Below are 12,283 nucleotides of genomic sequence, written 5' to 3'. Positions count from 1 at the left end.
CTGCCCGGCGGGCGCCCGGTCACCGACCCGCGCGGCCGCGACGAGGTCGCCCGGGTGTGGGGCCTGCCGGCCCTGCCGACCCGGTTCGGCCGTGACACCGGGCAGATCCTGGAGGCCGCGGCGGCCGGCGAGTTGGCCGCACTCGTGGTCGGCGGCGTCGAGGTCGCGGACCTGCCGGACCCGGCCCGGGCCAGGGCCGCCTTCGGCAACGTCGGGTTCCTGGTCAGCCTGGAGCAGCGGCCGAGCGAGGTCACCGAGCGCGCCGACGTGGTGCTGCCGGTCGCCGCGGTCGCCGAGAAGTCCGGCACCTTCCTCAACTGGGAGGGCCGGGCCCGGATGTTCGAGGCCGCGATCAAGCCCGACCAGGCCACCACCCGGCACCAACTCCCGGACGCCCGGGTACTGACGATGCTCGCCGACGCGATGGACGTCGCGCTCGGCCTGTCCGACGTACGGGCCGCCCGCCGCGAACTCGACCACCTCGCCGGATGGTCGGGCACGCCCGCGAGCGCGCCGACCGAGACGTCCGTGCCGCTGCCCCGGCCCGCCGCGGGCCAGGCGGTGCTCGCCGGCCACCGGCTGCTGCTCGACCAGGGCCGGCTACAGGACGGCGACGACGCGCTGGCCGCCACCCGGCACGCGGCCGTCGCCCGGCTGTCGGCCGCGACCGCCGCGGAGGTCGGGGTGGGCGACGGCGAGATCCTCACCGTGGCCGGCCCGGCCGGCACCGTGACGCTGCCGCTGGCCGTCACCCCGATGCCGGACCGGGTGGTCTGGGTGCCGCTCAACTCCGCCGGCGGCGGCGTCACTTCGGACACCGGTGCCCGCCCCGGGCAGGTCGTCTCGCTCAGCGCGGAGGTCCAGTCATGACCGCCCTGTCCACCGGCGGCAGCCAACTCGCCGCCACCACCACGGAGAACCTGGTGTTCTTCGGCACCGACCCGTGGTGGCTGATCGTCGTCAAGGCGGTGTTCTGCTTCGCGTTCGCGATGCTGACCGTGCTCTTCTCCATCGTGTGGGAGCGCAAGGTCGTCGCCTGGATGCAGTTGCGGATCGGCCCGAACCGGCACGGCCCGTGGGGCATGCTCCAGTCGCTCGCCGACGGCATCAAGCTGATGCTCAAGGAGGACCTCACCGTCAAGCGCGCGGACAAGGTGATCTTCGTCCTCGCGCCGATCGTGGCCGCGATCCCCGCCTTCATGTCGTTCGCGGTGATCCCCTTCGGCCCGGCCGACAACGAGGTGTCCATCTTCGGCCACCGCACCGCGATGCAGCTCACCGACCTGCCGATCGGCATCCTCTACATCCTCGCCACCGCGTCGGTCGGCATCTACGGCATAGTGCTCGCCGGCTGGTCGTCCGGCTCGACCTACCCGCTGCTGGGCGGCCTGCGCGCGTCCGCGCAGATGATCTCGTACGAGATCGCGATGGGCCTGTCCTTCGCGGCGGTCTTCCTCTACTCCGGTTCGATGTCCACCTCGACCATCGTCGAGGCCCAGCACGGCCGTTGGTACATCATCCTGCTGCCGGTCTCCTTCCTGGTGTACATCTGCACGATGATCGGCGAGACCAACCGGGCGCCGTTCGACATGCCGGAGTCCGAGGGCGACCTGGTCGGCGGCTTCAACACCGAGTACAGCTCGATCAAGTTCGCGCTGTTCATGCTCGCCGAGTACGTCAACATGGTGACGGTCTCCGCGGTCGCCACCACCCTCTTCCTCGGCGGCTGGCGGGCACCCTGGCCGATCAGCACCTTCTGGGACGGCGCCAACCACGGCTGGTGGCCGATGCTCTGGTTCGTGATCAAGGTGCAGCTGCTGCTCTTCTTCTTCATCTGGCTGCGCGGCACCCTGCCCCGGGTCCGCTACGACCAGTTGATGAAGCTCGGCTGGAAGGTGCTCATCCCGGTCTCGATGGTCTGGCTGATGCTGGTCGCCGCCGTGAAGGCGATGCGCAACGAGAACTACGACTTCACGAAGATCGTGCTGTACATCGGCGGCGCGGTGATCGCGCTGCTGCTGATCTCGCTGGTCATCGACGTCTTCCGGGACCGCGAGGAGAAACGGAAGGAAGCCGCGACCGGCGGCGCACTGGCCCCGCAGGAGCGGTTCGACCCGATGGCGGGCGGCTACCCGGTGCCACCGCTACCGGGCCAGCAGCCGGAGCGGGTGCCCCGGCGGCCCAGCCGCGTGCAGGCCCAACTCGTAGGCGCACCAGGTGCGTCCGGCGTGTCCGGCTCGCCCGGACAGGACGCCGCGCAGACGGAGAACACGGAGGACGGCGATGCCTGAGTTCCTGAACCCGGTCGCGGGCTTCGGCGTGACCTTCAAGGCCATGTTCAAGAAGCGGCTGACCGAGCAGTACCCCGAGTACAAGAAGCCGACCGCACCACGGTTCCACGGCCGCCACCAGCTCAACCGGCACCCGGACGGGCTGGAGAAGTGCATCGGCTGCGAACTGTGCGCCTGGGCCTGCCCGGCCGACGCGATCTACGTGGAGGGCGCGGACAACACCGAGGAGGAGCGCTACTCCCCGGGTGAGCGCTACGGCCGCGTCTACCAGATCAACTACGCCCGCTGCATCCTGTGCGGGCTGTGCATCGAGGCGTGCCCGACCCGCGCGCTGACCATGACCAACGAGTACGAACTCGCCGACCGCACCCGCGAGTCGCTGATCTTCACCAAGGAGCAGCTGCTCGCCGGCCTGGAGGAGGGCATGGTCGAGTCTCCGCACTCGATCTTCCCCGGCATGGACGAGGGCGACTACTACCGCGGCCAGGTCACCGAGGCCGCGCCCGGCACCGTACGGCAGGTCGCCGTCTCCAAGGGCGAGAAGCTCGACGAGTCGGTGCCGGTGGAGAACCCGTACACCGGTGAGCCGGAGGCGGCCGAGACCGTCGCCCCCGGCGGCACCGCCCCGGCCGGGACGGGGGAGGAAGCATGACGGGCTCGATGCAGTCGCTGCAACTCGCCGCCGGGTACCAGACCTCCACCGGCGAGGCCGTGCAGTTCTGGGTGCTGGGCACCGTCGCCGTGATCGGCGCGCTCGGCACCGTGCTGATGAAGAAGTCGGTGCACAGCGCGCTGTCGCTGGCCGGCACCATGATCGTCCTCGCGGTGTTCTACCTCGCCCAGGGCGCGTACTTCCTCGGCGTGGTGCAGATCGTCGTCTACACCGGCGCGATCATGATGCTCTTCCTCTTCGTCGTCATGCTGGTCGGCATCACCGCCGCCGACTCGCTCAAGGAGACGCTCAAGGGCCAGCGTTGGATGGCCGCGATCTGCGGCCTCGGCTTCGGCATCCTGCTGATCGCCGGCATCGCCAACGCCTCGCTGCACAGCTTCGCCGGCACCGGCGCGGCCAACGCGGCGGACGGCGACAACGTCCAGGGCCTGGCCCACCTGGTCTTCACCAAGTACGTATGGGCGTTCGAGATCACCGGCGCGCTGCTGATCACCGCCGCGATCGGCGCGATGGTGCTCACCCACCGCGAACGGACCGAGGAGCGGCGTACCCAGCGCGAGCTGGCCGAGGACCGGGTCCGCGAGGGCAAGCAGGTCACCCCGCTGCCGGCGCCGGGCACCTACGCCCGGCACAACGCGGTGGACGTTCCGGCGCTGCTGCCCGACGGCTCGGTCTCCGACCTGTCGGTCAGCTCCACGCTGCGCGAGCGCGGCCAGATCCGCGACGTGTCGCGGGACGCGATGCGGCGGTTGGCCGAACTGGACCAGCGCTCCGACGAGTGGCTGGAACGCGCCCCGGAACAGCCCGAGTTGACGCAAGACGGCGAGCGGGCCCCGGCCTCCGCCGAGGAGGGTGCGAAGTGAACCCGGCGAACTACCTCTATCTGGCGGCGCTGTTGTTCACCATCGGCGCGGCAGGAGTGCTGATCCGGCGCAACGCGATCGTCGTGTTCATGTGTGTGGAGCTGATGTTGAACGCCTGCAACCTGGCGTTCGTCACCTTCTCCCGGCTGCACGGCAACCTCGACGGGCAGGTCATCGCGTTCTTCACGATGGTCGTGGCGGCCGCCGAAGTCGTGGTGGGCCTGGCGATCATCGTGTCGATCTACCGAACCCGCCACTCGGCCTCGGTCGACGACGCGAACCTGATGAAGCTGTAAGGGGCTGCGAGACGTGGAAACCCTGATCGGACTGCTCGTCGCGGCACCGCTGCTGGGCGCGGGCATCCTGCTCACCGGCGGCCGCCGGCTCGACCGCACCGGCCATCTGCTGGGCACGCTGCTCGCGCTGCTGTCCTTCGTGCTCGGCGCGGTGCTCTTCATCAACATGCTCGGCAAGAGCGCCGACCACCGCGCCCTGCACTCGCACCTGTTCACCTGGGTGCCGGTGGAGGGCTTCCAGGCGCAGGTCGGCTTCCAACTCGACCAGCTGTCGATGACGTTCGTGCTGCTGATCACCGGTGTGGGCACGCTGATCCACATCTACTCGATCGGCTACATGGAGCACGACGAGCGCCGCCGCCGCTTCTTCGGCTACCTCAACCTCTTCCTCGCGGCGATGCTGTTGCTGGTGCTCGCCGACAACTACCTCCTGCTGTACGCGGGTTGGGAGGGCGTCGGGCTGGCGTCCTACCTGCTGATCGGCTTCTGGCAGCACAAGCCGAGCGCGGCGACCGCCGCGAAGAAGGCGTTCCTGGTCAACCGGGTCGGCGACATGGGGCTGTCCATCGGCATCATGCTGATGTTCACCACCTTCGGCTCGTTCGCCTTCTCCAACGTGCTGCCGCGGGCGGCGGGGGCCTCGGCCACCCAGCACGCCACGATCACCGGCATCGGCTTCATGCTGCTGCTCGCCGCCTGCGGCAAGTCGGCGCAGGTGCCGCTGCAGTCCTGGCTCGGCGACGCGATGGAGGGCCCGACCCCGGTCTCGGCCCTGATCCACGCCGCGACCATGGTGACCGCGGGCGTCTACCTGATCGTCCGCTCCGGCGCGATCTTCAACGCGGCGCCGGACGCGCAGACCGCGGTGGTCACCGTCGGCGCGGTCACGCTGCTCTTCGGTGCGATCGTCGGTTGCGCGAAGGACGACATCAAGAAGGCGCTGGCCGGCTCCACGATGTCGCAGATCGGCTACATGATCATGGCCGCCGGGCTCGGCCCGATCGGCTATGTCTTCGCGATCATGCACCTGGTCACGCACGGCTTCTTCAAGGCCGGGCTGTTCCTCGGCGCCGGCTCGGTGATGCACGGCATGAACGACGAGGTGGACATGCGCCGCTACGGCGGCCTGCGCAAGTACATGCCGGTCACCTTCGTCACCTTCGGCCTGGGCTACCTCGCGATCATCGGCTTCCCCGGGCTGTCCGGCTTCTTCTCCAAGGACAAGATCATCGAGGCGGCCTACGCCAAGGGCGGCACCGAGGGCTGGATCCTCGGCAGCGCGGCCCTGCTGGGCGCCGCGATCACCGCGTTCTACATGACGCGGGTGATGCTGATGACGTTCTTCGGCGAGAAGCGCTGGGTGCCGGACGCGGACGGCCACGAGCCGCACCCGCACGAGTCGCCGAAGTCGATGACCATCCCGATGATCATTCTCGCTTTCGGTTCCGTGTTCGCCGGCGCGGCGTTCAGCATCAACTCCTCGTTCCTGAAGTGGCTGGAGCCCGTCACCGGGCACAGCGAGGGCCACTCGCCGGTCAGCACCGGCACCGTCACCGCCGCCACCATGGTCTGCCTGGTGGTCGGCGTCGGCATCGCCTGGCTGATGTACGGGCGCAGGTCCGTGCCGGCGGTCGCGCCGCGCGGCAGCCTGGTCACCCGGGCGGCCCGCCGCGACCTGTTGCAGGACGACTTCAACCACGTGGTGCTGGTCCGCGGCGGCGAGCACCTGACCCGCTCGCTGGTCTACCTCGACCACTCCCTGGTCGACGGTGTCGTCAACGGCACGGCCGCCTCCGTCGGCGGCCTGTCCGGGCGGCTTCGCCGGCTCCAGAACGGCTACGTCAGGTCGTACGCCGTCTCCATGTTCGGCGGTACCGCGGTGGTGGTCGCCGCGACCCTTCTCATGAGGGCGGTCTGATAGCTCATGTCGTTTCCTCTGCTGACCACCGCTGCGGCACTGCCCGCGGTCGGCGCCATCGCCACCGCGGCCGTGCCCGCCGCGCGGAGGGCCGCCGCCAAGTACACGGCGTTGGCCTTCTCGCTCGGCACGCTGGTGCTGGCGATCATCGCGATGGTGCGCTTCGACCCGCACGGCGACCGCTACCAGCTCACCGAGTCGCACACCTGGGTGAAGAGCTTCGGGCTCCACTACGACCTGGGCGTGGACGGCATCGCGGTCGTCATGGTCGCGCTGACCGCGCTGCTCATCCCGTTCGTGATGCTCGCCGGCTGGCATGACGCCGACCCGCTCGAAGGGCCCGACCCCAACCGGCGCTGGCGGCCGACCCAGGGCTTCTTCGCGCTGATCCTGCTGGTCGAGGCGATGGTGGTGCTCTCCTTCGAGGCCACCGACGTCTTCCTCTTCTACATCTTCTTCGAAGCCATGCTGATCCCGATGTACTTCCTCATCGGCGGTTTCGGCGACCGGGCGCACGCGGCCGGCGAGGAGGAGGCGGCCCGCCAACGGTCGTACGCGGCAGTGAAGTTCCTGCTCTACAACCTGGTCGGCGGGCTGATCATGCTGGCCGCGATCATCGGCCTGTACGCCGTCACCGCCCAGCAACTGGGCACCGGCACCTTCTCGTTGCAGGAGATCCTCTCAGCCCGCGCGTCCGGGCACCTGCACCTGGCCACCTCCACCGAGCGGTGGCTGTTCCTCGGTTTCTTCTTCGCCTTCGCGGTGAAGGCGCCGCTGTGGCCGCTGCACACCTGGCTGCCGAACGCGATGGGCGAGGCCACCGCGCCGGTGGCGGTCCTGATCACCGCGGTGGTGGACAAGGTCGGCACCTTCGCGATGCTCCGCTTCTGCCTCCAGCTCTTCCCGCAGGCGTCCAAGTGGGCGACCCCGGTGATCCTGGTGCTCGCGGTGATCAGCATCATCTACGGCGCCCTGCTCGCGGTCGGCCAGCGCGACATCAAGCGGCTGATCGCGTACGCGTCCGTGTCGCACTTCGGCTTCATCATCCTGGGCATCTTCGCGATGACCAGCCAGGGCCAGTCCGGTGCGACGCTCTACATGGTCAACCACGGTATCTCCACAGCCGCGTTGATGCTGGTCGCCGGGTTCCTGATCACCCGGCGCGGGTCGCGGATCATCGCCGACTTCGGCGGGGTGCAGAAGGTCGCGCCGGTGCTCGCCGGCACCTTCCTGATCGGCGGTCTGGCCACGCTGTCGCTACCGGGGCTCGCGCCGTTCGTCAGCGAGTTCCTGGTGCTGGTCGGCACGTTCAGCCGCTATCCGGTGCTCGGCATCATCGCCACCCTCGGCATCGTGCTCGCCGCGCTGTACGTCCTGGTGCTCTACCAGCGGACCATGACCGGCCCGGTGAAGGCCGGCATCGAGGGAATGGCCGACCTCAAGGCGCGTGAAGTGCTGGTGGTCGCCCCGCTGATCGCCCTGCTGCTCTTCCTCGGCGTGTACCCGAAGCCGGTGGCGGACATCGTCAACCCGTCGGTCAAGCACACGCTCTCCGACGTGCACAAGACCGACCCCAAGCCCGCGCTGGAGGCGAAGAAGTGAGCGCCGCACTGCATACGGGACCCGCTGTCCACACCCTGTGGACGAGCGCCGCGTCCACCACCGACCGCTTCCCCACCCCGCACATCGAGTACGCGCAGCTCTCACCGGTGCTGATCGTCTTCGGTGTGGCGATGGTGGGGGTGCTCGCCGAGGCGTTCGTGCCCCGCAGGTCCCGCTACACCACGCAGGTGGTGCTGGCCGTGGTCGGCCTGGCCGCCGCGTTCGCCGCCGTGGTGGCGCTCGCCGAGAAGGGCTACGGCACCACCAAGGCGCACATCGCGGCCATGGGCGCGGTCGCCGTGGACGGCCCGGCGCTCTTCCTTCAAGGCACCATCCTGCTGGTCGCGTTGATCGCGGTCTTCACCTTCGCCGAGCGCCGGCTCGACCCGAAGGCGCACGGCAACCACGTCGACTCCTTCGCCGCCCAGGGCTCCGCGGTGCCCGGCGGCGACCAGGAGAAGGCCGCCGTGCGGGCCGGGTTCACCACCACCGAGGTCTTCCCGCTGCTGCTCTTCGCGGTCGGCGGGATGCTGGTCTTCCCGGCCGCGAACGACCTGCTGACGCTCTTCGTCGCCCTCGAGGTCTTCTCGCTGCCGCTGTACATCCTGTGCGCACTGGCCCGCCGCAACCGGCTGCTGTCGCAGGAAGCCGCCGTCAAGTACTTCCTGCTCGGCGCCTTCTCGTCGGCCTTCCTGCTCTTCGGTATCGCCCTGCTGTACGGCTACGCGGGCACCGTGTCGTACTCCGGCATCTCCTCGGTGATCGACGGCACCGCCAAGATCACCCCGGCGCTCGCCGACACCACCGGGAACGACGCGCTGCTGCTGATCGGGCTGGCGATGGTCACGGTCGGCCTGCTCTTCAAGGTCGGCGCGGTGCCCTTCCACATGTGGACGCCGGACGTCTACCAGGGTGCGCCCACCCCGGTCACCGGGTTCATGGCTGCGGCCACGAAGGTCGCCGCGTTCGGCGCCCTGCTGCGGCTGCTGTACGTGGTGCTGCCCGGGATGCGCTGGGACTGGCGGCCGGTGATGTGGGGCGTGGCCATCGCCACGATGATCGCCGGTGCGGTGATCGCGGTCACCCAGACCGACGTGAAGCGGCTGCTCGCCTACTCCTCGGTCGCGCACGCCGGGTTCATCCTGGCCGGCGTGATCGCCACCGACAAGTCCGGTGTGTCGTCGGTGCTCTTCTACCTCGCCGCGTACTCCTTCGTGACCCTCGGCGCGTTCGCGGTGGTCACCCTGGTGCGTGACGCGAGCGGTGAGGCCACCCACCTGTCCCGCTGGGCGGGGCTGGGCCGCCGCTCGCCGCTGGTCGCCGCGGTCTTCGCGGTCTTCCTGCTCGCCTTCGCCGGCATTCCGCTGACGTCCGGCTTCGCGGGGAAGTTCGCGGTCTTCAAGGCCGCGGCGCAGGGCGGCGCGATGCCCCTGGTGATCGTCGGTGTGATCTCCTCGGCGATCGCGGCGTTCTTCTACATCCGCGTCATCGTGCTGATGTTCTTCAGCGAGCCCAAGCCCGACGGCCCCACGGTCGCCGTGCCCTCCCCGCTGACCTCGACCGCGATCGCCATCGGCGTCGCCGTCACCGTCGTCCTGGGCCTGGCCCCCCAGTACTTCCTCGACCTGGCCGACAAGGCGGGCGTGTTCGTCCGGTAGGCCCTCACTGCGCGGGGTGCGTTCGCCGGGTTCCCGGCGGGCGCACCCCGTTCGGGTGTCCGCCCTCGCGTCAGCCGCCGTGTGCCTCGCGGCAGGCGAGGAGGGCGGGCAGGTGCGCGTCGCTCCACTGCCGGGCGGTGTCGATGAGGTCGAGCAACGAGCGTCCCAGCGGGGTGAGTTCGTACTCCACGCGGGGCGGGTTCTCGTCGTAGGAGGTACGGGTGAGCAGGCCGTCGCGCTCCATCGCGCGCAGCGTGGCGGTGAGGACCTTGGGGGTCACGGCGCGCAGCGGGGCACGGATCTCGGTGAAGCGGCGCGGGCCGTCCTCAAGGCAGCGGATCACCATGCCGGTCCACTTGTCGCCGATCCGGAACGGCAGCGCGGAGGAGGGGCAGATCGAGTCGAACATCTCCGGGTCCAGTGGCGGCCGGTCATGGACGACCCGGCCGTCCTGCCGCCGGAGATACTCCCCTTCGCCCGCGCCCACACAGCGGGCCTGGACCGGCTGCGCACGGTCGAGGCCGAGGCGCCCGCGCCCGTCGACTGGCTGGTCCTCACCCCGCCGGTGCTGCTCGACCACGGCCCGCGCACCGGCCGGTACCGGGTCGGTGGCGACACCGCCGCATCCGCTCATCTGTCCTACGCCGACCTCGCGGTGGCTCTCGTCGACGAGATCGAGTCCCCGCGCCACCACCGGACCAGGATCTCGGTCTTCGACTGAAAGCTGAGGCCGACCGGCAGTTGGAGGACGGTGTCGCGAGGGCGTCCGGTCCGGGGGCTTCGACCGGCGAGCCGGTGTCAACTCAGATGAATATCAAGTTGTTTCTCGTTCACATCAGTTGACCTCTGCGCGGCGGGTGGGCAATGCTGAACGCCGTCGCCGCCGGCAGCCTCTCCGCCGTACGGCGACGGCACGCGGATACGCGTGACGGGCACGGAACGTGCGGGGAGCGGAAGTTGTGCGCCCCTCGCCGTCGCGCGGCCGCCGCCGTATACGCGTCCCGTGTACGGTCCGGCCACGGCGCGACCGCACCGCCGCTCCTCGGCCGGGCCCGACCTGGGCCCCTCCGGCCCGATGTGGGCCGGAGCCGGAACCGGTCCGGAACCGGAACCCGCCGGACCGGAGCCGGGATCGGTCCGGGTCCCGACCGCAACGGCGGCCGGCCACCGGCCGGCCACGACCGAAGGAGAACCCATGTCCCCTCTCGCCGCGAAGGCAAACGACAGCGCCGCCCTGGCCGGTGTGTCCCTGCGCTCCACCGACGTCCAGCGGCTGGCGAGCACCGAGGTCGCGCCCATCCTGTCCGTTGTCGTGGTGACCTGCTCCGTCAGCGTGTCCATCAGCGTCTCCGGCGGGACCATGCCGGCCCCGCAGTAGGGTCCGCCCGCCGGGCCGGGTGCCGTACGCCCGGCCCGGTCCCGCGGGGAGGGGTTCCCCGCGGCACCGCACCGCCCGCGGGTCGGCGGGACGAGAGCGGTCCTCCGTCGTACGGTCGCCCGGTTCGCCCTACGGCGCGACGCCCCGCCGGACAGTTCTCCTCGCCCACGCTCCTCGGCCTCCTCCGCCGCCGCGCTGGCGGTCCCAGCCGGACGACGCCCCAACGGCTCCCCAACGGCGCCCGGGCGGCGGCCATTTCGCGGCGCCGCCCGACCGATCCCGGCGAACTCCCGGTCGAGCGCGTAGCCGAACTCCCCGACCCCCCAGCCGAGCTCGTAGCCGAACCCCCGAACCCCAGCCGAACTCTCCCAGCGAAGGGGAAGATCCGTGCCGAGACTCCAGCGGATGCTGCGTGCCGCGGTGGCACCGCCCACGGTGGACCGCGGGACCGCGCTGACCGTCATGGAACGGCTCGGCGCGGTCAACCATCTGGTGGCGAGCCTGGAGTACCTGGTCACCGCCGACGACCGCCGCCCCGGCGGCCTCAACGACTGGCAGGTCGCCCGGGGGCAGTTCGCGCTCTGGCCGCGCCCGGCCCGTGCCGCGCTCGACGTGGTGGGCCGGCCCGCCGTGACGCGCGCGCTGCACGGCGCCCGCGTCGCCGCGGCCGGCGCGCTGCTCCTGCCGCTACCGCGTCGCGGCCGCCTCGCGGCCGACCTGGTGCTCTCCGCCGCCTCCCTCGCGCTGTACCCCCGCGATCACTACGGCACCGACGGCGCCGACCAGGCCGCCTTCCTCGTGCAGACCACGGCGGCGATCGGGCGGGCCGCCGAGGACCGGCCCCGTACGGTCGACGCCTGCCTGTGGTTCGCCGGCCTCCAGTCGGTGCTCTCCTACACCGCCTCCGGCTGGGTGAAGGCGTCCAGCCCGACCTGGCGCAGCGGCCGCGCCCTGCCCGGCATCCTGCGCACCGTCTCCTACGGCGAGGAGCGCGCCTGGCGGCTGGTCCGCGACCACCCGCGCGCCGCCAAGGCGCTGTGCGCCTGCGTGATCGCCCTCGAATCATCCTTCCCCGCCGTCCACTTGGCCCGCGGCCGGGCGGCCAGGCCGATGGTCGCCGCCGCCGCCGGCTTCCACCTCGCCAACGCCGGCGTGATGGGCCTGGGCCGCTTCCTCACCGGCTTCTGCTCGCTGCACCCCGCCGTGCTGTACGTCACCGGTCCGCGCGAACGCGTCCTCGCCGACGGCCGGGTCCAGCGGCGCGACGACACCTTCCCGGTCGTCGCGGGCGCCGCGCTGGCCGCGGCCCTGACCGCGGGGGCCGTCGTCCGCGCCAGGGACCGGCGGACCGTGCTGCGCGGCCGCGGCGACGAGCGGCGGTTCGTCAGCACCGCCGGCACCACACTCGTCCACCGCCGGATCGACCCACCCGGCGGCCGTCCGGCCCCGGACACCCCGGTCGTGGTCGTCAGCGGAGCACTCGCCGAGTCCCCCGAACGTGCGGAGTGGCTGGTCCGCGAACTCGCCGCCCGGCACACCGTGGTCACCTACCACCGGGCCGGCCAGGCCGGCAGCGCCGCCGTACGGAAGCCCCGGCCGGACAC

11 protein-coding genes and 1 pseudogene are annotated in these 12,283 nt (G+C 71.0%); 11 read left to right on the top strand and 1 reads right to left on the bottom strand.

What is annotated here, in order from left to right:
* From AC13HU_RS19040 to nuoN, 8 genes are all read left to right on the top strand, one after another.
* A partial coding sequence (locus AC13HU_RS19040; RefSeq protein WP_483043098.1) for a molybdopterin-dependent oxidoreductase occupies nucleotides 1-870 on the top strand: 870 nt, incomplete at its 5' end.
* Nucleotides 867-2,291: an NADH-quinone oxidoreductase subunit NuoH gene (gene nuoH / locus AC13HU_RS19035; protein WP_483043097.1), complete on the top strand. Its 1,425-nt coding sequence runs from the start codon at nucleotides 867-869 to the stop codon at nucleotides 2,289-2,291. The genes AC13HU_RS19040 and nuoH, both read left to right, overlap by 4 nt.
* Nucleotides 2,284-2,943: an NADH-quinone oxidoreductase subunit NuoI gene (gene nuoI, locus AC13HU_RS19030; protein WP_483043096.1), complete on the top strand. Its 660-nt coding sequence runs from the start codon at nucleotides 2,284-2,286 to the stop codon at nucleotides 2,941-2,943. The genes nuoH and nuoI overlap by 8 nt, the downstream gene beginning before the upstream one ends.
* Nucleotides 2,940-3,827 (top strand): NADH-quinone oxidoreductase subunit J, encoded by an 888-nt coding sequence (locus tag AC13HU_RS19025; RefSeq protein ID WP_483043095.1) that lies wholly within the window; start codon nucleotides 2,940-2,942, stop codon nucleotides 3,825-3,827. The genes nuoI and AC13HU_RS19025 overlap by 4 nt, the downstream gene beginning before the upstream one ends.
* Nucleotides 3,824-4,123 carry an NADH-quinone oxidoreductase subunit NuoK gene (nuoK, locus tag AC13HU_RS19020; RefSeq protein ID WP_103887016.1) on the top strand — a complete coding sequence of 100 codons (300 nt, stop codon included), beginning with the start codon at nucleotides 3,824-3,826 and terminating at the stop codon, nucleotides 4,121-4,123. The genes AC13HU_RS19025 and nuoK overlap by 4 nt, the downstream gene beginning before the upstream one ends.
* 13 nt (nucleotides 4,124-4,136) lie before the next feature.
* A complete protein-coding gene (gene nuoL / locus AC13HU_RS19015) occupies nucleotides 4,137-6,041 on the top strand; it encodes an NADH-quinone oxidoreductase subunit L (RefSeq protein WP_483043094.1) in 1,905 nt (634 codons plus the stop codon).
* A 6-nt stretch (nucleotides 6,042-6,047) separates the two neighbouring features.
* Entirely contained in the window at nucleotides 6,048-7,643 is a 1,596-nt protein-coding gene (locus AC13HU_RS19010; protein WP_483043093.1) for an NADH-quinone oxidoreductase subunit M, read from the top strand.
* Nucleotides 7,640-9,301: an NADH-quinone oxidoreductase subunit NuoN gene (gene nuoN, locus AC13HU_RS19005; protein WP_483043092.1), complete on the top strand. Its 1,662-nt coding sequence runs from the start codon at nucleotides 7,640-7,642 to the stop codon at nucleotides 9,299-9,301. Before AC13HU_RS19010 ends, nuoN begins: the two co-directional genes overlap by 4 nt.
* 70 nt (nucleotides 9,302-9,371) lie before the next feature.
* Here nuoN and AC13HU_RS19000 read toward each other — a convergent pair whose 3' ends face one another.
* On the bottom strand, nucleotides 9,372-9,710 hold the full coding sequence (locus tag AC13HU_RS19000; RefSeq protein ID WP_483043091.1) for a winged helix-turn-helix transcriptional regulator: 339 nt from the start codon (nucleotides 9,708-9,710) through the stop codon (nucleotides 9,372-9,374).
* A gap of 24 nt (nucleotides 9,711-9,734) precedes the next feature.
* On the opposite strand from AC13HU_RS19000, the gene AC13HU_RS18995 reads away from it, so the two are divergent.
* The 3 genes and pseudogenes from AC13HU_RS18995 to AC13HU_RS18985 all read left to right on the top strand — a co-directional run.
* Entirely contained in the window at nucleotides 9,735-10,022 is a 288-nt protein-coding gene (locus tag AC13HU_RS18995) for an NAD(P)-dependent oxidoreductase (RefSeq protein ID WP_483043090.1), read from the top strand.
* 474 nt (nucleotides 10,023-10,496) lie between these two features.
* Nucleotides 10,497-10,679: a hypothetical protein gene (locus AC13HU_RS18990; protein WP_483043089.1), complete on the top strand. Its 183-nt coding sequence runs from the start codon at nucleotides 10,497-10,499 to the stop codon at nucleotides 10,677-10,679.
* Nucleotides 10,680-11,066: 387 nt separating this feature from the next.
* Nucleotides 11,067-12,283, top strand: a pseudogene (locus AC13HU_RS18985) (alpha/beta fold hydrolase); the annotation flags it as partial.

It is taken from the genome of Streptomyces sp. NH27, from assembly GCF_056859195.1.
This window is presented reverse-complemented; position numbering and strand designations above follow the sequence as displayed.

What these genes read in the sequence shown, in the direction of transcription:
- nuoH (WP_483043097.1), top strand. Translation starts at nt 867, where the DNA reads ATGACCGCCCTGTCCACCGGCGGCAGCCAACTCGCCGCCACCACCACG.
- nuoI (WP_483043096.1), top strand. Translation starts at nt 2,284, where the DNA reads ATGCCTGAGTTCCTGAACCCGGTCGCGGGCTTCGGCGTGACCTTCAAG.
- AC13HU_RS19025 (WP_483043095.1), top strand. Translation starts at nt 2,940, where the DNA reads ATGACGGGCTCGATGCAGTCGCTGCAACTCGCCGCCGGGTACCAGACC.
- AC13HU_RS19010 (WP_483043093.1), top strand. Translation starts at nt 6,048, where the DNA reads ATGTCGTTTCCTCTGCTGACCACCGCTGCGGCACTGCCCGCGGTCGGC.
- AC13HU_RS19000 (WP_483043091.1), bottom strand. Translation starts at nt 9,710, where the DNA reads ATGTTCGACTCGATCTGCCCCTCCTCCGCGCTGCCGTTCCGGATCGGC.
- AC13HU_RS18995 (WP_483043090.1), top strand. Translation starts at nt 9,735, where the DNA reads ATGGACGACCCGGCCGTCCTGCCGCCGGAGATACTCCCCTTCGCCCGC.
- AC13HU_RS18990 (WP_483043089.1), top strand. Translation starts at nt 10,497, where the DNA reads ATGTCCCCTCTCGCCGCGAAGGCAAACGACAGCGCCGCCCTGGCCGGT.